This window comes from Microcosmobacter mediterraneus (assembly GCF_031846265.1).
In the GTDB taxonomy this organism is placed as follows: Bacteria; Bacteroidota; Bacteroidia; order Flavobacteriales; family Flavobacteriaceae; genus Microcosmobacter; species Microcosmobacter mediterraneus.
This window is the reverse complement of the sequence record NZ_JAVRIA010000007.1, coordinates 1-19,674: the sequence shown is the minus strand read 5'-3', so window position 1 is coordinate 19,674 and position 19,674 is coordinate 1. Positions and strand designations below refer to the sequence as shown.

Below are 19,674 nucleotides of genomic sequence, written 5' to 3'. Positions count from 1 at the left end.
GAGATATCTTTAATTTTTAACTTTATAATCATTTATAAATAGTCTAATTTTACGCATCAATTTTCATTTAGATGCAACAAACAACAGATACTATTTTAATGATTCGTCCTGTAGGTTTTAGGATGAATGAGCAAACAGCAATTAATAATTTTTTTCAAGAAGAATTAGATATTAAAAATGCTGAAATAAATGCTAAAGCTCAACAAGAGTTCGATGTTTTTGTTCAAAAATTAAGAACTGTTGGTATAACTGTTATTGTTGAGAACGATGATTTACTTATGGATACTCCAGATTCTATTTTTCCAAATAATTGGGTAAGTTTTCATAGCAATGGCGATGTGGCTAAATATCCTATGTTTGCTGAGAATAGAAGAAAAGAACGACGTGATGAAGTTTTTATTAGATTAGAAAATGAAGGGTTTAAAATAAAGAACATTATTGATTATACTTCTGCTGAGGATGAAGACATCTTTTTAGAAGGAACAGGAAGTATTTTAATGGATCGTGTTAATAGAAAAGCTTACTGTGCGCTATCTCCAAGAGCTGATGAAGATTTATGTATTGAATTTTGTGAAGATTTTGAATATACTCCAGTAATTTTTACAGCAAACCAAACTGTAGATGGAGAACGCAAACCTATTTATCATACCAATGTTATGATGTGTTTAGCTGAAAACTTTGCTGTGATATGTTTAGATACTATTGATGATAAAAAAGAACGCAAAAATGTTGTTAAACATTTAAAGCAAGATGGTAAAGACATCATCTCTATTAGTGAGCTGCAAATGCATCAATTTGCTGGCAATATGTTACAGTTAAGAGGTGCTGATAATAAACGTTACTTAATAATGAGCGAGGCTGCACATCGAAGTCTTACCAATGAACAGATTGATAGAATAGAACACCATTGTCCAATTATATCTAGTTCATTGGAAACTATAGAAACTTGTGGAGGTGGAAGTGCTCGTTGTATGATGGCAGAAGTGTTTTTGCCTAAATCTTAATCCATTTTATTAAAAATATAACCGCCTTTTTCTGCGCCCCAAACATGCTCACCTTCAGCATCAAAACCTCTATCCCAAGATATGATTTTGTCCTCTAAAATTTCCACTTCACTTCTTGCATAAGCTGCACCTCTTAGTGAGCTTTCACAGGTATTATCTCCTGTTTTTCCAACATAATAATTGTTATCTTTTCGTTGTAGTAATACTTCACAACCTTTTCGGATCATTAAATCAGATTTTGAAATAGAATCAAAAGCTTTTGGTGTTTTCCATTTACCAATCCATAAAGAATCTCTAGGAATACTATAAACTGCAGAGCTAAGTAAACTATCATTTAAGCGAGTAACTTCATAAATACGTTGTCTGTAAGGTTTGTTTTGTGCAGAAGTTAGTGCTTGTTCAACATACAAGAAATGACCTTTATCTTCCCATATTGGATACATGTGCAACGATATATTATAGTAAGAAGAATCTACTTTAGCTTGAATTTCCGAATTAAAAGACCCTTGCATTAAACCAAATAATTCTGAGAGTTCTGTATCTTCTTTTTGTATTTCTTCGGATTGCTTCTCGGTTTCTTTGCAGCTTAATATAAAACAGCATAATGCTAAAAGAATAATATAATGTTTCATGTGAGTTAGATTTTGTAGAAAGATACAAAATCTTATGAAGGTGAACGTTCAGATTTTGGGAGCTCTACAAAGAATTTACTACCGACATTTGGTGTACTTTCAACCCAAATTCTTCCTTGGTTTAACTCCACTAATTCTTTACAAATAGTAAGTCCTAGACCAGTTCCCTTTTCGTTTTTAGTGCCAATAGTGGTAAAGGCATCATTTTTAAAGAGTTTGTCAATATTTTCTTTAGATATACCAACTCCAGTATCTTCTACAGAGAAAATAAGTTTGCCATTGGCATCGTAATTAGAAACGGTTATCACATCTCCATCTCTACTAAATTTAACAGCGTTAGTGATAAGATTTTGAACTACAATTTCTATCATGCTTCGATCTGCATAAGCAAAGTCGCGCTGCGATTCGTCAATTAAGACTATTTTTTTCTTTTCAACTTTTTGCTCTACCAATGCCATTTTAGTTTCAAATACATCTTGGATATTAAATAGCTCTGGTTTTGGTTCTAAATTTTGCATTTGTGACTTAGACCAGTTTAACAGATTGAATAATAATAAAGATGCATTGTCTGCATTCTCACTTAATTCTGGAATTAACTGTTTAAATTCTTTTTTAGAAATACTATCTTCTTTGAGTAGATCAATAAATGCTTTAATGGATGAAATGGAGTCTTTAAGATCGTGAGACACAATAGAGAATAATCGGTCTTTTACTTTGTTTATCTCTTCTAAATTTTCTATCTGATCATGATAATTTTCATTTTGCCCAAGTAATTTGGTTTGGGTACGTTCTAAATCTAAGATATACTCGTTTCTTTTTTTAGAATTAAAATAATTGATCAATGTAAAAAGCAGAACAAAAGCTAAAGCAGCTCCTAATCCGTAGGTAATCCATTTTAACTTCTTTAATAATTTAGAGTCTGCATTACTCAATGTATTTTCTGAGGGAATAATAGGTTCTGTCTCAATGAGATCTGTATCAGGATCGATATCTAATGCAATTTTGGGTTGATTTAATTTGTCTAAATCTTGTTTAAGATCAAAGTATTTATTTTGCCAGAAGAAAGCATTTTGATAATAGCCTCTTGTAGAGTCTAAAGCAATATGAAGTTTGTAGTTTTTTAAAAGTTCTGATTTATTATCTAACTCTTGAGCAATAGCGTAAGCTTCATTAAGCTGATTTTCAGCTGTTCTTAAATTTCGACGCTGTAAGTTTAGATTTCCAATAGAATTTAGAGAACGTAAAATTCCATCTTTATTATTTTCTCTTCTGTTATAGCGTAATCCTTCAAATAGATATTTTCCAGCTTTATCATATTCTCTAAATTGAAGATATTCATCACCTATTAACGGAAGGATTTTTCCTTTGAGTTGTTGGTCTGCTTTTGGATCTAAAATTTTAAGTACATTTTCATAATATTCTATAGCTTTTCTATGCTCTTTGCGCATAGAGTAAAGTTTAGCAATATTGGTGGTTGACCATTTAATACCACTACTATCTCTTAATTGTTGTCTAACACCAAGAGCTTTTAGATTAAATTCTAGTGCTTTATCTACCTGATTGGTGTTAAAGTAAGCTTCTCCTAAATTATTGTAGGCTTTACTAAGTTCATCTTGTAAATTCTTGCTTTCAAAAATCTCAATAGCAGATAATGAACTTTTTAGCCCAACAAGATAGTTACCACGTTTAATTTCAATGATACCAATACTATTATTAACCTTAGCAATTCCAAGTGTGTCTTTAAGTTGTTGGAAATATTGCTTTGATTTGCCATAACTATCAATAGCATTTAAGTAGTCATCATTTTGTGAATAAATAAGTGCTTTGTAATAATTTGCTTCAGCAGTACCTTTAACGTAGTTTAAGCTCTTAGCTAGTTTTTGAGTTTGATCAATATGCTTTAAGGCACGACTGTAATCTTCAATTTTAAAAAGGGCATCAATAAGCTTAATAGATGTGTCAATTTTTGCTGAATCAGAGTTTTGGTAAGCTAACTCTATCATAAGATCTTCTATCTCTTCACTTTGAGAATAAGTGAAAAGGGAACTAAAAAGCATCGTTATGAAGAGCAAACGCTTCATACTCTTTGCTTGATCGTTTTAATTGCAATGTAATACTGAGTTTGATAAGCCTTGAGGGAGAGGTATGGTCCAAACACAAAAAACAATAACAATAGTGTTAATGCATCATTAGATAAATTCATCAATATTTGGGACATTGATTAATAGCTTCTCAAAGTTGCCTAAATCCATCAGAAAACCCTAATTTCTAGGTTTTTCTACCAAAATAATAGATTAAAGGAATGTAATTTTAGATGAAGAAATCCAACTTCCGATGAAGTGTATAAAATCATAGAAAAACGACCACTTTATCGATGAACTGCATATTTAATATAAATATCTGTAATTCAATACATTAAATTTATGTTATCAGTGCTTAAAAAGCGAAATAAAGCTTTTAATTTTTTAGTTTGAAAATGTATTTAATATTATGGATTAATTTGCATTTGTTTTATAGTTTTACTCTAACTTATCATCTTTAAATTTTAATAAAAGTTCTATCTTTGACGTCTCATAAAATAAGACTATGATATCACTTCAGGAGCTTTTAGAGCAGCATGTTAAGGCTACAATTTCAGCAAAATTTAATGCTAGTTTAGATAGTGTTGAATTCCAATCTACAAGAAAGGAATTTGCTGGAGATATTACAGTAGTAGTATTCCCAATGCTTCGTGTGGTAAAAGGTAATCCTGTTGTTATTGGCGAAACTATAGGTTCGTATTTGGTGGAACATGTTGAGGAAGTCAAAGCATTTAATGTAGTTAAAGGCTTTTTAAATATTGAAATAGTTGATGCTTATTATTTGCAATTCTTTAATACTATTAAGGATAATGATGCGTATGGTTTTGTAAAGACTTTAAATGAAGGCGCAACTATGGTTGAGTATTCATCACCTAATACCAATAAACCATTGCATTTAGGTCATGTAAGAAACGTGTTGTTAGGATACTCTGTTGCAGAAATATTAAAGGCTTCTGGTCAAAAGGTTTACAAGACGCAAATTATTAATGATAGAGGTATTCATATTTGTAAAAGTATGTTGGCGTGGCAGCGTTTTGGTCATGGTGAAACTCCTGATACTACTGGTTTAAAAGGTGATAAGTTGGTTGGTAACTACTATGTTAAGTTTGATCATGCTTATAAAGAGCAAATAAAAGGTTTAGTAGAGTCTGGATATACTGAAGAAGATGCTAAAAAGAACGCTCCAATTTTACTTGAAGCTCAAGAGATGCTGCGTCAATGGGAAGCTGGTGATGACGAGGTAGTTAAACTTTGGGAAACCATGAACCAATGGGTTTATGATGGTTTTGATGTAACCTATAAAAATATTGGTGTTGATTTTGATGCTTATTATTACGAGAGTCAAACCTACCTTTTAGGAAAAGAATTTATTACAGAAGGTCTTAAAACTGGTGTGTTTTTTAAGAAAGATGATGGCTCAGTTTGGTGTGATTTAACAGAAGATGGCTTAGACCAAAAAATTGTATTGAGAGCAGATGGCACAGCAGTGTATATGACACAAGATATAGGAACTGCTATACAACGTTTAAAGGATTATCCTGATGTAAATGGAATGGTTTACACAGTAGGTAATGAGCAAGACTATCATTTTAAAGTCCTCTTTCTAATTTTGAAGAAGCTTGGTTTTGATTGGGCTAAAAATCTGTACCATTTAAGTTATGGTATGGTAGATTTGCCTAGCGGAAAAATGAAGAGTAGAGAAGGTACTGTTGTTGATGCTGATGATTTAATTACTGAAATGGCTGATACTGCAGAGGAGATTTCTAAAGATTTAGGAAAACTAGAAGACTATTCAGAAGACGAAAAAAAGACACTTTATAAAACCATAGGTTTAGGTGCTTTAAAGTATTATATCCTAAAAGTAGATCCTAAAAAACGTATTTTATTTGATCCAAAAGAGTCGATAGATTTTCAAGGAAATACAGGACCATTTATTCAATATACCTATGCTAGAATTCAATCTATTTTAAGAAAAGCTGATTTTGATTTTTCTAAAGAAGTTTCAGTAAATCTTCATATAAAAGAAAAGGAGTTGCTTAAGCAAGCACAACTTTTTCCAGAAGTAATACAACAAGCAGCAAAAGATTACAGTCCAGCTTTAGTCGCTAATTTCACTTATGAACTTGTGAAATTATACAATTCGTTTTTTCAAAATGTATCCATCCTAGGAGCAGATTCACAGGAAGAAAAAATCTTTAGAGTACAGCTTTCTCAGACCGTTGGTAAAACTATTAAAAATGCATTTTCTGTTTTAGGTATTGGTGTACCTGAGCGTATGTAATGATGCGATTTTAGCATTAATTACTTTAACAAATGCTGCTTTATCATCCACATACAAACCAATACGTGTATAACACCTCGTGCCTCCATAAAGTCCGTTTAGAGTTTCAGTGTTTTTGAGTTTTATAATAACATTATGTGACTCTAATCCTCCAAGAATAGATAGTTTTTTAAAGTTTACGTCCTCATCATAAGATTTTGATGACAACTCAATAGATTCAATGGTGTTAATATTTATAGTAGTTTCTGCCATGATGCCATAACATAAGTACAAATTGTTATCGTTAATTATTATTGGTCTTTGGCTCATAGATTTTAAGAATCCAAGAATTTGAAATGCTGTGTAAATACTCAATCCAGTTAATAACCAAGCCGTTAGAGTACTCCATTGCGCTAGTAGTAAATGTATAGCCACAGTTTCTATAGCAATGAGAAATATAAAAGCAATAAGTAGTCCAATGGTTCCACTATCTTTATGATACGAATATTCATTTACCTTTAGAGTTTTCTTTTTCCAAAGTATTAAGCCATAATAAAAAACAGCAATTTCTGTTGCAACCAGTTTGGCAGGAATTTTAGGAAAAATAGTATGACATGTATTTTTTAATACTGTGTAAAAATCGTTTGTTGTATTTTTCTCTTGCTTATAACGTTTAATGGCTTCACTTACTTTATAAATTACAAAAGAGAATACAGCGAGTTCAATAACTGGTAAAGCCCAAGTTTTAAATGCTGATAGTAAGTTTTGATGTTCTTTAGGGATGATAAAATTAGCTATTACAATACCAAAAATCAGAACAGGAACCAGTGACGTTTTTGGAATCTTAGTTTTTCTAATCGTCAAAAAATATACAAAAGGTAAGGTGAGTAATAAGTCTAATGTTATGCCAATTGATAATATGTTTGGGTTACTATTAAATACATTAGAAATCACTAATGCATATGAACTGAGCACAATTAAAGCAGGAAGACTTAAAGCCAGTATGTCTTGTTTTTTTATTACTGTTTTATACATTAGGATAAACTTAAAATTATAATATTAGGATTTACAGTATTAGTCCTTTTAATATACATTAAGTTACATTCAAAAGTTTAAATTTCATGAAAATAATTCAAGATCATTTTCTTTATCGTCTTCTTCTTTAATATCTACGTTTTCTATTAAATGTTTAGGTAAATTATCTTTCCTGTACGTTGTTATTGGAACAGGTAATACGCAGGCTAGAGCAATGAGCAGAATTAACGCCGCTAATCGCATTGCTTTTTTAAAATTCATAAGATGATGTTATTGCATTTAGTATTTATGCAGGTTATAAACTAGGCGAAGAATTTTGTAATCCTAAGACCATAGTTTATTAGAAATTATAAGCGGTTGTAACGCTTTATAATTAACATCACTTTTATAAAATTTGAATAAAAAACTGATTTTTTTAAGCGTAATAGAATTTAAAATCTGATAATTAATGATACGTGTATTAAAGTCTAAAAGCTTGTGATAAAAATCATTTTTAGTATGAGTTTTATAGATGTTAAATGATGATATGTCATCAGTATTGTATAACACCCATTCTGCTTGGATAGGATCTGATAATCGGTGCCTATGAGTTATCGGAATTTGTGCTAAACTAAGGCTAAGCACAAAACTTAAAACAACAAAAATGTGTTTACCTAATATCATGCAATACTAAAGTCAACAATCTTGCCAATACTAAATCTTGACAAAATGTCTGGTGAACCTAGTTAAAGGCACCTTTAAATTTTAATGCTTGTTTAATATGTGCTAAATGGTGATTACTATGCCATGCATAAATACCAATAGTTTCTTCTAAGCTAAAATGCTTTCCATGTTCAGGATGAACAAATTCTCGTTTTAAGTCTTCTTTAGAAATGTTCCTCAATAATTTACCTAGTTTTCCATGAACTCCTGTAAGTATATGCAATGAGTTTTCTAGGTTGTTGTCATTACCATCAATTAATGTTGCCCAACGATCTTCATAGTAAGGTCTTATCGTTGGAGTGTTTTCGGTTAATGCTAACTTAAAACGTATAATACTATTCATGTGGCTATCTGCGCAATGATGTACCACTTGTTTTATGTTCCAACCGTTAGGTCTGTATTTATAATTTAAGGCATTTAGATCTAATCCATTAATTTGATCTTTAATGTTTTGAGGAAAAGCTTCAATGGTGTTAATGCATTCTTCAATATAATCTTGAGTTATAGTATTTGGTTTTTGAAACGTTCCTACAGGGAATTTGAGTTGTTCTAATTCTTCTGGTGACATGGTATTATTTTTTATTAAACAGATTAAAACGTCTTACATAACCAAAACTAAGTTCGGTAAAATCAGCTTGACCTAAGTTAGCATTAATATGCGCACCAATAAAGAAATTATGTTTTGGTGTTTTATCATTTGAAATGAAATAATATTTAAGCCCTAATTTACTTGATATAGTACGTTTTATCTCATAATAGGTGTCTAATTCTCCCAAAACTACTATGGTTTCACCTTGCGAGTTTACAAAATCATAACCTTGATTAAGCATCCAATCTATTTTATAAAATGGTTTTGAAATATTTAAGCCAAAATCCACCTCAATCCCAATATGACCAAGAAGAAGCTCAGCTGTGCCAAAAATTCCAAGATTTGAAGCATAAGCAAAGGGATCTTCTCTAAAATGAGGATACATGGTATTTACAAGTTCTTCGTCATTTTTTATATAATCGTAATAATGTTCGTAAAATCGATAATAAATTCCTCCACCAAATTTAAAGGTATTGTTGTGTATTCTACCTGCAGAAACAGCAAAAGAATAGACTTCTTTTTTATCATTAAATACCTCTGAAAGTACATTTTGGCCTAAACCAGCTCTTACTGAATAATAGGTTTGACGTGTTGGTGTTTTATTAATAACTAGTTCTTCTACATCTTGTTCTTCACTAGATTTAAAACTTGCTGCAATACTTGCTAAAAACGAATTTAAACCTTGGTTTGGCAACCTTGTATGTCCATTAGAATGATGTACATAACCTAAACCTAATCTAAAATCAGTGCTCTTTAACTTAAATAAGTTGTAGTAGAAAAACGACTTAAAGGACCAGTTCAGATCTGTAGTGATTGCTTTATTAAATGGATTTGTAATGGTATTAAATTGTGTGTCCATAAATGATAAACCAACACCTGTGTAGAGATTCCACTTTTTAGAGATATTAAATTCCATAAATGGCATTAGTGTGTAAGCTCTTCCAATTTTTTCAGTATTACCAAAATCGTAAATACCGAATGATATTCCTGTTTTTGGAAACCCTAACCAAGGTGCCCAAAGTTTGTTCTCTGTTATATTGTTTTGTGTGTAATTGATATTAAAACCCAGTTGAAGATTGGTTTCAGGAAAGTCTGTATTGGCCTCCATTGTTTTACCAACTAGTATTTCTGCTCCAAAGAATGAAGATGTATCCTTATGTATTTTTAATTCTTGCGAGAAACTTTTTACATTAAAAAGGCTAACTAAAATGACTAAAATAAAATTGTTTTTCCTGCTGTAATTCAAAGAAGTAATACGATTGGTTGATATCAAATATAAATGATTAAAACGCAACTCTAAAACTTAAATTTGGTGTTATACCTAAAGATGAATTATCAATTTGTCTGATAGCATTATTGTTATCTCTAGTGAAATAAGTATTAATGGTATTATCTCTATCAAAAATATTCCAAACAGATAAGCCAAGTACAGCTTTAGTACTATTTATCTTAAAGTTATAATTAGCCGAAAAATCTGCTCGTAAATATTCGTTTACTCTAGAGCTATTAGGATCATTATAAGTAATGATTCCACCAGAAGTATTGTTTATATTAGTTGGTAATGTAGTAGGACGACCTGTATGCCAATTGACACCTAATGCAAGTTTAAATCTGTTTTCTGTGTAAGTTGTGGCTAGACTTAATGCATGTCTTACATCTTTATTGTTAGGGAAAGAAATTCCATTATTTAAATTATCAAATTCATAAGTATTGTTATGTAATGAATAGCTAATCCAAGTACTAAATTTATGAAACTGTTTATTTACTAAAACATCTAAACCAGTAATGGTATATTTTCCAATAGTATTAGCAAATTGAAATTGATTTTGAAACCCTTGACTTCTTGTGGTAATACCTTCTACATTTTTAAAAAAAGGTTCAACACTAATAAGGAGTCTATTTTTATTATAGTGTAAACCTGCTGATATTTGTTGGCTTTCTATAAGTGGAATATTTTCATCATTGGCTTGCAACCATCGTCTCTTTTCAATACCTAAAAAATCTTGCTGTAAATCAATGATTTGACTGATAGACTGGCTTTTAAATTCACCTAAAATTTCTAGCCTTAAAGCATTTGAAAGTTTCTGGCTAAATGAAATTCTTGGTTCAGTGTAAAATCTTGAAAACTGCTCAATGTAATTAGTTCTTATACCTAATCGTATATAAGTTTTTCTGTATTTTGAAGTAAACTCAGCTTCACCATAAATTGAGTGAGTTCTGTTAAACTGTTTTTCTATTCGTCTAAAAGTAGGATTACTAATATCTTCAAAATTATTAACGCCTACTTCGTTAAATTGGTAACCAGTATATAGTTTTAATCGATCATCTACAGATTTAGAAAGGTTGAGTCTAATTCCTAAATCTTCTACTTCGTTTTCTTGTGTAATACGTTGATTGTTCTGTACATCAGAATTTATTCCGCTTAAATCATAAGTAGAATAATAGACTTGAGCAGAAACAGTAACATCTTTATTAATGGTTCTAAAGTAATCTAATCCAAAAGCAAGGCTTTTTTGTTGTAACTCACTGTTTGAAATGCTGTTACCATTAGAAAGTTCGCTGTAATTAAGGTCATTGTAAATGGAAATAAAATTAACGCGTAACTTATCTTTTTTAGTAATATCATAAAGAATCCTAGAACTTATATCATAAAAATCAAAGGATTCTTCATTAGAGTAGTTGTTGTTTTGGTTAAGATTATTTCTAAAGTTTGAATCTTCAAAAATTCTATCGAAATATTGATTATATGTTGGTGTAGAAATAAGGTCTGTAATCCCTTTTCTAGCGGATAATTGCAATTCTGTTTTTTTAGAAAGGGGCAGCTTTAAAAAACCATCAACATTAACCAGATTAGTACCTAAACCAGCTTTAAACTCGTTATTAATGCTATTATTACTTCGCATATCTATGAGTCCAGAGACACCATCACCATATCTTACACTTGTGCCATTTTTTGAGATATTAATGTCTTTGGTGAGATAAGGATTAAATGCAGAGATCATTCCAAAAAAATGACCAGATTGGTACATCTTAATACCATTCCAAAGTATTAAATTTTCATCATGTGTTCCACCTCTTATATTAATGTCAGACACCAATTCGTCAACACTAATAATTCCTGGAAGCGCTAAAATAGATTGCATAGGATCTGGTTCTAAAAGTCCTGGTAAAATACCAAAATCTTCAGGTGAAACCTTAATTGTATTAGTAATGGTTTTAGATACACCACTAGTTAAATAATTAGTAACAATGACTTCTTCTAATTGTTGAAGATGTGGTTTCTCTTCTTTGGATATCTTTCTTATTATAATAAAACGATCATCTATAGCATTAAATTCTAAATTGGTATTAGCTGAAAGATAATCTAGTAAGGCTAATAATTTAAGTTTACTAGTTGGTTTTAGAATATTAATGTCCTCAATAGTATCATCAATAAAAGAGAAACTAACACTGTATTCAATTTCTATTTGCTCTATATAGTCTTTAAGAGAAATATTAGTTTTAGAGCTCTCTTGAGCCTGTATTCTGAGAATACTAAATGAAAAAATGAAAAGTAATAAAAGGCAAAGTTTTTTAGTGTTCACGCCTTAGAATTATGCTTTGATCTGTTTTACTATAGCTTAAATGTAAAGGTAAAGTAATAGATTTTAAAGCAATATCTAAATTTTCGTGAGTAAATCGGCCAGTAAAAAGCGTATTAGATTCAATATCAGAGTCTAGTTCTAAAATTACATTATACTGACGTTCAAATTCTTTGAGTACTTCAGTGTAAGGCATACTTTTAAAAATACTTTCGTTTGTTAACCAGGCAGGCTGCTGTAATTTTTCTTTTTCAGTAACAATTAGATTCCCATTAATGCTTAAATAAGTATCGCCTTTATACAAGGTTTGTTGTTGACCTTTGTGGTTAACAGCAACCGTGCCTTCATAACAAATAACCTCAAATATATGTTCTCTTTGTTTTATGCTAAATTCTGTTCCAATAACGGTTACTATGCCTTCATTGGTTTTAACAGTAAACGATGATCCTTTTTCAACATCAAAAAATGCTTCTCCATTTAATTCTAAAGTTCTGTTCTCTAGCCAGCTGTTTTTATGATATGAAATATAAGATTTAGCATTAAGTACCACTTCAGAATTATCAGGTAAAATAATATTAAGCTTTTCAGCAATTTTACTATCAATAGTAGTGTTAAGCGTTAAACTATACCAAAATAAGCCCAACCCAATAACAAGAATTGCCGCAATTCTTATAAGTGGTTTAAAAATAGAACCTTTGGTTTTAAGTTTTGGTGCGCTTAATATAGAAACAAGTATTTCTTTTTGCTTTAACTCTGGAGCGGAAAAATGATGTAATGCACCAGCAAGTCGTCTTTCGTTTTCAAAGTCTTTTCTGGTATTGAAAACATGTAACTCTTCATTAGTGAGTTCATGATTTAACCATTTGTTTATGATTTCGTCTTTATTCATTGGGTGCATTATTCAAACATATAACAGTTGTATTAACTATTTTCCTACCTCAGTATTAAAATATTATATACCATCAATATCTTCTCTAAGTTTTTTTAAGGCTGAGTAAATTCTTTTTTCTACTGCTTTAGTAGAAATATTTAGTATTTCGGCAATGTCTTTAAAGCGTTTTCCTTCAATTCTATTAAGTAAAAAAGCCACGCGTTGCGCTTCTGTTAAGTTTGCAATCGCTTTGTTTAGTTTTTCTAAATATTGTTGCTCCTCTAAAACAAATTCTGGTGATTCGTTAGTGTGATTTTTCACAGGGATTTCTCTGTGTTTATAGACTACTTTTCTATGGGCAACTGCATTGAGCATTAAATTATTAGCAGTAGTGTAGAGGTAGCTTTTGGCTTTTTCTGGTGGTATTTTACCACAATTTTGCCAAAGTTTTATAAAAGCGTCTTGGACTTTATCCTTAGGATTAAGTTCTGAGCCGAATTTGTAATATAAAAAATCATGCAGATTTTTTGCATGTCTTTCAAAAAATGCAGAAAATAAGGTAGAATCGCAAATCGTATGGTGTAATTTTTTTGCCATAAATAACGTTATGGCTAAATTAAAAAAATTAATTGGGTAGGGATTTTTAAGTTAAGATTGTTATATATACAAAGCCTCTAATTAATACTAAGAATGAGCTTAATATTAAAAGGTCGTTGTGGTACCTTTTTTGCTCTATTAATAACTAAGACTAAAAGTTCTGGTTTATATTGTTATTAATTAAAATAATGATTAATTCATTGAATGTTTACCGCTTTAAACTTAAGTTTTAAGTTGATAATTAAGGGTTGCTGGTCATAGCAGCCCTTTTTTATATTAAGCCATCTTGTACTTCATAAATACATATCAAATTATTAAATTTGCATCTTTTAAAACAACGAACAGATTATGTTTAATAATTTAAGTGAAAAGTTAGATAAAGCCTTACACGTTCTTAAAGGTCACGGAAGCATTACTGAGGTCAATGTTGCCGAGACATTAAAAGAAGTACGTAGAGCGCTTTTAGATGCTGATGTTAACTTTAAAATTGCAAAAGAATTTACCAACAAGGTTAAAGAAAAAGCCTTAGGACAAAACGTATTAACGACTCTACAGCCTGGGCAATTAATGGTTAAAATCGTTAAAGACGAGTTAACCGAACTGATGGGAGGAGATGCAGAAGGAATTGATCTATCAGGTACTCCAAGTGTTATATTAATGTCTGGTTTGCAAGGATCTGGTAAAACAACCTTTTCTGGGAAATTAGCTAATTATCTCAAAAATAAAAAGACCAAAAAACCATTATTGGTAGCCTGTGATGTCTATCGTCCTGCTGCCATAGACCAGTTGCATGTTGTTGGAGACCAAATAAATGTTGAGGTTTTTAGTGATCGAGGTAATAATGATCCTGTTGCTATAGCGCAAGCTGGTATAGCCCATGCCAAAGCCAATGGCCATAATGTAGTTATTGTTGATACTGCTGGTCGTTTGGCTGTAGATGAGGTTATGATGAATGAGATTTCTAATATTCATTCAGCTATTAAGCCACAAGAAACATTGTTTGTGGTCGATTCCATGACAGGTCAAGACGCTGTTAATACAGCAAAGGCCTTTAATGATGTTTTAAATTTTGATGGTGTAATCCTTACTAAACTCGATGGAGATACTAGAGGTGGAGCAGCTATTTCTATTAAATCTGTAGTAAATAAGCCTATTAAGTTTATTGGTACAGGTGAAAAGATGGAAGCCATCGATGTATTTTATCCATCACGTATGGCAGATCGTATTCTTGGAATGGGAGATGTAGTATCTTTAGTTGAACGTGCTCAAGAACAATTTGATGAAGAGGAAGCACGAAAGATTCAGAAAAAGATTGCTAAAAATCAGTTTGGGTTTGATGATTTCTTAAAACAGATTCAGCAAATCAAGAAGATGGGTAATATGAAAGACCTTATCGGAATGATACCAGGAGCTGGTAAAATGATGAAAAATATTGATATCGATGATGATGCTTTTAAAGGTATTGAAGCCATTATTCACTCCATGACTCCAGCCGAACGTTCTAATCCTTCACTAATTAATGCCAGCAGAAAGAAACGTATTGGTAAAGGATCTGGTACTTCAGTCCAAGAAGTAAATCAGTTACTAAAACAGTTTACTCAAATGAGTAAAATGATGAAAATGATGCAAGGCGGCGGCGGAAAACGTATGATGCAAATGATGAAAGGAATGCCAAGGTAATGATGGTAAAATGTGTCACCTCTCGAGCGCAGTCGAGAGGTCTCATTTATTAAGTATTATATAAGAAGGTCTCTACTGCGCTCGACCTTACATAAAGATTAAACTATGACCATACTAGACGGAAAAAAAATTAGTAACGATATAAAAAACGAAATTAAGGCCGAAGTTGATAAGATGATAGCTAATGGTGAGAAGGTTCCTCATCTTGCAGCTGTTATAGTTGGTAATGATGGTGCTAGTTTAACTTATGTTGGCAGTAAAGTAAGAGCATGTGAACGCGTTGGTTTTGAGTCAACCATGGTACGTCTTTCCAATACTACTAGTGAAATAGAATTATTAGATAAAATCCAAGAGCTCAATAACAATGACGATATTGATGGTTTTATTATTCAATTACCATTACCACCTCAAATAAATACTCAAAAAGTACTTATGGCTGTTAATCCAGATAAGGATGTCGATGGATTTCATCCTATGAATTTCGGGAAAATGGCCTTAGATATGTCAACATTTATTCCAGCAACACCTTTTGGTATATTAGAGTTGTTAGATCGTTATGGTGTGGAAACCAAAGGTAAACATACAGTTGTCATAGGAAGAAGCCATATTGTGGGTAGACCAATGAGTATTCTAATGGGTCGTAAAGGATTTCCTGGTAATTCAACAGTAACCTTAACCCATAGTCATACTAAAAATATTACACAAATAACCTCACAAGCCGATATAATCATTTCAGCACTAGGCGTGCCAAATTTCCTAAAAGCAGAAATGGTAAAAGATGATGTAATTATTATCGATGTTGGTATTACCAGAGTGCCAGACGAAAACTCACCTAAAGGCTATATTATTACAGGTGATGTAGATTTCGAAAATGTAAGTAAAAAAGCAAGTTATATTACGCCTGTTCCTGGAGGAGTAGGACCTATGACTATAGCTATGTTACTGAAAAATACATTGTTGGCTCGTGAGTATCACAGTTTTAATAAGAAATAGACTACACTTAAAATCACTTTGTCAATTATTTAAGGTTTTTGCCAATTAAGAACATTTGTGAGTTATTTTTCACTACTTTTGACTCACTATCCCTTCAAGTTAATAGCAATTTTACTTGGTTGATTAATAGCAAATCAACCCAAATTTACACGTAAAGTGTACCACTTCGTGTTTGGTTTAATTTAATAAATCATACATTATGAAGTTTCTTGCTATTTACCCTTTTCAACTATGTTGTTTAATTTGTAACACCTTAGTTTCAGTATTTAAAGTCAAAAAGCAACTATTGCTATTTTTGACTTTTTTGTTTTTAACATTAGGCCTTAGTGCTCAAACCGTTATTTGGACAGAAGATTTTGAGTCTTCATCAAATGGAGATACTAGTGGTGTAGGTTCGCCAGCTGCTGTGACCACATGGAACTCCAATAACGGAGATTTTGATGTTAGTACTATTAGTGCCAACAAAGTTTTAAGTGGTTCAGATTTAGATGCAACTCGCAGTTGGACAACAACCGCTATTGACATATCTTCTTTTGATAATGTTACTTTCTCTATGGATGTATTTGAAACTGGAAATCTAGAGAATGATGATTTTTTAAGGGTTCAATACAGTTTTAATGGAAGCAGTTGGACAAATATTTTTAATCAGTCAGATGATTTTGGTACTCTAAGAGTAAATTCTCCTCTATTAAACGGTTCTTCTCTATATATAAGAGTTCAAGCTAATAATGACTCAACAATTGAAACACATGGTTTTGATAATGTTGAAGTTCTAGGTTTTGGAGATTGTGTTAATCCAATTAATGCAGCACCCTCTTGTAATGATTTTAAAGTTATTTTAGTACTTGATGAATCAGGTTCTATAGGTTTTGAACCAAGTGCTGAAGGAGACGTTGAACAAGCAACAATAGATTTAGCTAATGCCTTAAAAGGAACAGGTGCAGAATTGGCTATTGTTCAATTTAGCACAAATTCTTCTATAACTTCTTTTAGTACTTATTCCAATTACAACAATGTAGATCAGGCATACGTGGATGCATTAACAGCCTATTTACCTACAGGATATGATCCTGATGGTTGTACTAATTGGGAAGCAGCTTTAGATGATGTTATAACCTTAAATAATATACAAACCGCAGATATAGTGTTGTTTATGTCTGACGGAAACCCAACAGTTAGTGTTGGTGATACAGGAGGTAATTGTAATGTACAGCAAAAATTTTTAGATGCAGCTTTAGATGAATCGTGTACGATAAAAGAACAAGGATCACATTTATTTATGTTAGGAGTAGGGAATAATATTTCTCTTGCCAATCTTCAAGCAATCTCAGGACCTATCTTAGACGATGGTCCGTTAGATCCAACTCTTACACCATTAACAGCAGATTACAACCTAATTGATGCAAATGATTTATCGGCATGTTTCTTAGATATAGCCCAAGGTTCTTGTAATAATGACTTAAGTTTAGACAAAACAGTATATCCAGGTCATGATAATGGTAGTGGTTGCGATGGTAGTAAAACTATTCCAAACCCAAATGATTCAGAAGTAACTTATTGTTTTACAGTGACTAATAATGGTGACCAAACTTTAAGTAACCTTGATTTTAGTGACAATGATATTAATATAGATGAAAGTGATTTATCTCCAGCATGGCAAACCTCATTGGCATCTGGAGCTTCAGTGACGTATTACTATGAAGCTACTTTACCTGGGAATACGACTTTCCCATTTGTTAATACTGCCGAAGTAGAAGGTGAGACACCTGGAGGCGATCCTTTAAGTGATACAAGTTCTGCAGAAGTTACAGAGCCAGAATCCACACCTTTTGATTGTGAGCCTGGTTTTTACCAAATTATTTCTGGTCAGTTAAATGAGTATGATCCTACAGATGGTACTTACAATCCTATTGGCCCAGACCATGGCAGTATTAATGCTGCAGGTTATAACTCAGAAGATAACTTTATTTATGGTTTAGATAAAGCAGATGATGAAACATTAGTGAGATTAGATGCTAACGGACAAATTACTGTTATAGGTACACTCCCTTCACCTTTTCCATCTAACTTCTTTGCAGGAGACTTTGATGATATGGGGAACCTCTATATGTACAATAACAATGGAGGACTTATTAAAATAGATGTTAGTGTTGTTCCGTTAACTGCAGTTGAAATACCAACAACAGGTCCAACACCTGGTGTAGCAGATATAGCTTGGAATCCAGCAGATGGTAATTTCTATGGTATAACTAATAATGGCTCAAATATTTTAAAAATAGATGTTAATGCTCCTATGACAGCTGCTACTACAACTACAACGGCATTATCAGGAGGAATAACAAGTACATCTGGCTCTTTTGGAGCAGCATGGTTTAGTTCTACAGGTGAGTTCTTTTCTACAAATAATGATGGTGGTTTATACCAAATAGATATTCCTTCCGCTACAGGAGCTTTTGCAGTTGATTCGGCGGTTACAAGTAATAACGATGGGGCAAGTTGTCCAGGAGCAAATGATCCTCTTCCATGTTCTATAACTGCAACACCAGATATTGATGAAAATGATTGTGTGGATGGCAGTACGAGCTATAACTTAGATTTATTATTAATTCATAATAATATACCAGCAGGATCAGACTTTACAGTTAATGTTGGAGGTACAGATTATGGTCCTTTTAATATAGATGATTATGTATCTGGTAGTACGTTAGAAATAGATAATATAGCATCTACAGGAGCTAGTTCAGTAACAGTTACAATTTCTGTAATTGCAACGGGTTGTGAGGATACTAGTGAAGCGGATTACGAAGAACCAGTATGTTGCGTTCCTGCTGCAACCTGTAATCTTACAAATATAGAAGATGAAGGTTGTGCAATCCCTTCAGCATTTACAGATCCTGCAGATGTCTTTACAGGGATTGAAGCTTGTGGAGGTGTTGTTACCATGACATATACAGATACTGGAGATACAGACGTTTGTGGAGGTGCTAATTTTATTAGAGATTATACATTATTGGTAGATGGTGATGAAATTGCAAGCTGCGAACAGGTAATAATCATTACAACGCCAGCTTTAAGTTTAGTTGGTGATTGTCCTGGAGACAATGTTATGGAAGCTTGTGCAACACAGGGAGAAATTAACGCTGCTTTTGCAGATTGGATTAGTAATCTTAGCACAAACTTTAGTGCTCAGGGTGGTTGCAATGCTACAGTAGTATTCTCGCCAGCTTTAGATGAGCTAATTGCTCCAGCAGATTGTAACTTAGGAGAACAAGTTAGGACAGTTTCAATTATAGCAAATGATGATTGTGATAATCCTACTCAGGCAGTAGAATGTACCTTTACAGTACCAGCTTATGCTAATGATTTGGCTTTAAGTGAAGCACCAGCAGATGTAACGACATTAGCTTGTGAAGATCCAGCAACTAAGTTTGAAGCTTGGATAGATGCCTTAGAAGCAATGACAGCAAGTGGAGGTTGTAATGCTGTAGTAGATTATAACATTACACCATCAGACGATTTATTAACAGTAAATGCATGTGGTGCAGGTCAAGTTATAGCAATAGAGATTAATGCTTTTGATGCCTGTTTCCAAACGACAGTACCAGTAACAGCGACTTTTACAGTTCCAGCATATGAATCTACATTAATA

General features: G+C 32.2%; 15 protein-coding genes. 5 read left to right on the top strand and 10 right to left on the bottom strand.

The genetic code is table 11. The features are described 5' to 3' along the window. Positions 1-71: 71 nt before the first annotated feature. Positions 72-1,004 (top strand): citrulline utilization hydrolase CtlX, encoded by a 933-nt coding sequence (ctlX, locus tag RM697_RS11690; RefSeq protein WP_311428082.1) that lies wholly within the window; start codon positions 72-74, stop codon positions 1,002-1,004. Here the strand turns inward: ctlX and RM697_RS11685 are convergent. Together RM697_RS11685 and RM697_RS11680 are read right to left on the bottom strand one after the other, a co-directional pair. Then, positions 1,001-1,636: a chromophore lyase CpcT/CpeT gene (locus tag RM697_RS11685; protein ID WP_311428081.1), complete on the bottom strand. Its 636-nt coding sequence runs from the start codon at positions 1,634-1,636 to the stop codon at positions 1,001-1,003. The two genes, ctlX and RM697_RS11685, sit on opposite strands and share 4 nt — an antisense overlap. Positions 1,637-1,668: 32 nt before the next feature. Next, complete coding sequence (locus RM697_RS11680) at positions 1,669-3,717, bottom strand: tetratricopeptide repeat-containing sensor histidine kinase (protein ID WP_311428080.1); 2,049 nt, start codon at positions 3,715-3,717, stop codon at positions 1,669-1,671. A gap of 508 nt (positions 3,718-4,225) precedes the next feature. Here RM697_RS11680 and argS point away from each other — a divergent pair. Then, positions 4,226-5,998, top strand: a complete 1,773-nt coding sequence (gene argS, locus RM697_RS11675) for an arginine--tRNA ligase (protein ID WP_311428167.1) — start codon at positions 4,226-4,228, stop codon at positions 5,996-5,998. Here argS and RM697_RS11670 read toward each other — a convergent pair. The 8 genes from RM697_RS11670 to RM697_RS11635 all read right to left on the bottom strand — a co-directional run bounded on the left by RM697_RS11670 (position 5,969) and on the right by RM697_RS11635 (position 13,352). Then, a complete protein-coding gene (locus RM697_RS11670) occupies positions 5,969-7,012 on the bottom strand; it encodes a hypothetical protein (RefSeq protein WP_311428079.1) in 1,044 nt (347 codons plus the stop codon). The genes argS and RM697_RS11670 overlap by 30 nt on opposite strands. Before the next feature lie 84 nt (positions 7,013-7,096). Continuing rightward, positions 7,097-7,273, bottom strand: a complete 177-nt coding sequence (locus RM697_RS11665; RefSeq protein ID WP_311428078.1) for a hypothetical protein — start codon at positions 7,271-7,273, stop codon at positions 7,097-7,099. A 63-nt stretch (positions 7,274-7,336) separates the two neighbouring features. Beyond that, positions 7,337-7,675: a hypothetical protein gene (locus RM697_RS11660; protein ID WP_311428077.1), complete on the bottom strand. Its 339-nt coding sequence runs from the start codon at positions 7,673-7,675 to the stop codon at positions 7,337-7,339. A 58-nt stretch (positions 7,676-7,733) separates the two neighbouring features. Next, positions 7,734-8,282, bottom strand: coding sequence for a YfiT family bacillithiol transferase (locus RM697_RS11655; protein ID WP_311428076.1), 549 nt, complete (start codon positions 8,280-8,282; stop codon positions 7,734-7,736). 4 nt (positions 8,283-8,286) lie between these two features. Further along, positions 8,287-9,576 (bottom strand): acyloxyacyl hydrolase, encoded by a 1,290-nt coding sequence (locus RM697_RS11650; protein WP_311428075.1) that lies wholly within the window; start codon positions 9,574-9,576, stop codon positions 8,287-8,289. 10 nt (positions 9,577-9,586) lie between these two features. Continuing rightward, positions 9,587-11,887, bottom strand: a complete 2,301-nt coding sequence (locus RM697_RS11645) for a TonB-dependent receptor plug domain-containing protein (protein ID WP_311428074.1) — start codon at positions 11,885-11,887, stop codon at positions 9,587-9,589. Continuing rightward, on the bottom strand, positions 11,877-12,773 hold the full coding sequence (locus RM697_RS11640) for a FecR family protein (RefSeq protein ID WP_311428073.1): 897 nt from the start codon (positions 12,771-12,773) through the stop codon (positions 11,877-11,879). The genes RM697_RS11645 and RM697_RS11640 overlap by 11 nt, the downstream gene beginning before the upstream one ends. Positions 12,774-12,836: 63 nt before the next feature. Next, entirely contained in the window at positions 12,837-13,352 is a 516-nt protein-coding gene (locus RM697_RS11635) for an RNA polymerase sigma factor (protein ID WP_311428072.1), read from the bottom strand. 348 nt (positions 13,353-13,700) lie between these two features. Here RM697_RS11635 and ffh point away from each other — a divergent pair, with 348 nt between their 5' ends. The 3 genes from ffh to RM697_RS11620 form a co-directional block, all read left to right on the top strand. Next, positions 13,701-15,032: a signal recognition particle protein gene (ffh, locus tag RM697_RS11630; protein WP_311428071.1), complete on the top strand. Its 1,332-nt coding sequence runs from the start codon at positions 13,701-13,703 to the stop codon at positions 15,030-15,032. Positions 15,033-15,137: 105 nt separating this feature from the next. Continuing rightward, the gene (locus RM697_RS11625) at positions 15,138-16,025 is read left to right on the top strand and encodes a bifunctional 5,10-methylenetetrahydrofolate dehydrogenase/5,10-methenyltetrahydrofolate cyclohydrolase (RefSeq protein WP_311428070.1); all 888 of its coding nucleotides are present in this window, start codon (positions 15,138-15,140) and stop codon (positions 16,023-16,025) included. Between the two features lie 304 nt (positions 16,026-16,329). Continuing rightward, positions 16,330-19,674, top strand: a 3,345-nt coding sequence (locus tag RM697_RS11620; RefSeq protein WP_311428069.1) for a DUF6923 family protein, incomplete at its 3' end; no start/stop codon positions are given.

Bases quoted from the DNA above. Each gene is read 5' to 3' on its own strand.
- ctlX (WP_311428082.1), top strand. From the start codon at position 72: ATGCAACAAACAACAGATACTATTTTAATGATTCGTCCTGTAGGTTTT.
- RM697_RS11665 (WP_311428078.1), bottom strand. From the start codon at position 7,273: ATGAATTTTAAAAAAGCAATGCGATTAGCGGCGTTAATTCTGCTCATT.
- RM697_RS11625 (WP_311428070.1), top strand. From the start codon at position 15,138: ATGACCATACTAGACGGAAAAAAAATTAGTAACGATATAAAAAACGAA.
- RM697_RS11660 (WP_311428077.1), bottom strand. From the start codon at position 7,675: ATGATATTAGGTAAACACATTTTTGTTGTTTTAAGTTTTGTGCTTAGC.
- RM697_RS11655 (WP_311428076.1), bottom strand. From the start codon at position 8,282: ATGTCACCAGAAGAATTAGAACAACTCAAATTCCCTGTAGGAACGTTT.
- RM697_RS11685 (WP_311428081.1), bottom strand. From the start codon at position 1,636: ATGAAACATTATATTATTCTTTTAGCATTATGCTGTTTTATATTAAGC.
- RM697_RS11635 (WP_311428072.1), bottom strand. From the start codon at position 13,352: ATGGCAAAAAAATTACACCATACGATTTGCGATTCTACCTTATTTTCT.
- ffh (WP_311428071.1), top strand. From the start codon at position 13,701: ATGTTTAATAATTTAAGTGAAAAGTTAGATAAAGCCTTACACGTTCTT.
- RM697_RS11680 (WP_311428080.1), bottom strand. From the start codon at position 3,717: ATGAAGCGTTTGCTCTTCATAACGATGCTTTTTAGTTCCCTTTTCACT.
- RM697_RS11640 (WP_311428073.1), bottom strand. From the start codon at position 12,773: ATGAATAAAGACGAAATCATAAACAAATGGTTAAATCATGAACTCACT.
- RM697_RS11670 (WP_311428079.1), bottom strand. From the start codon at position 7,012: ATGTATAAAACAGTAATAAAAAAACAAGACATACTGGCTTTAAGTCTT.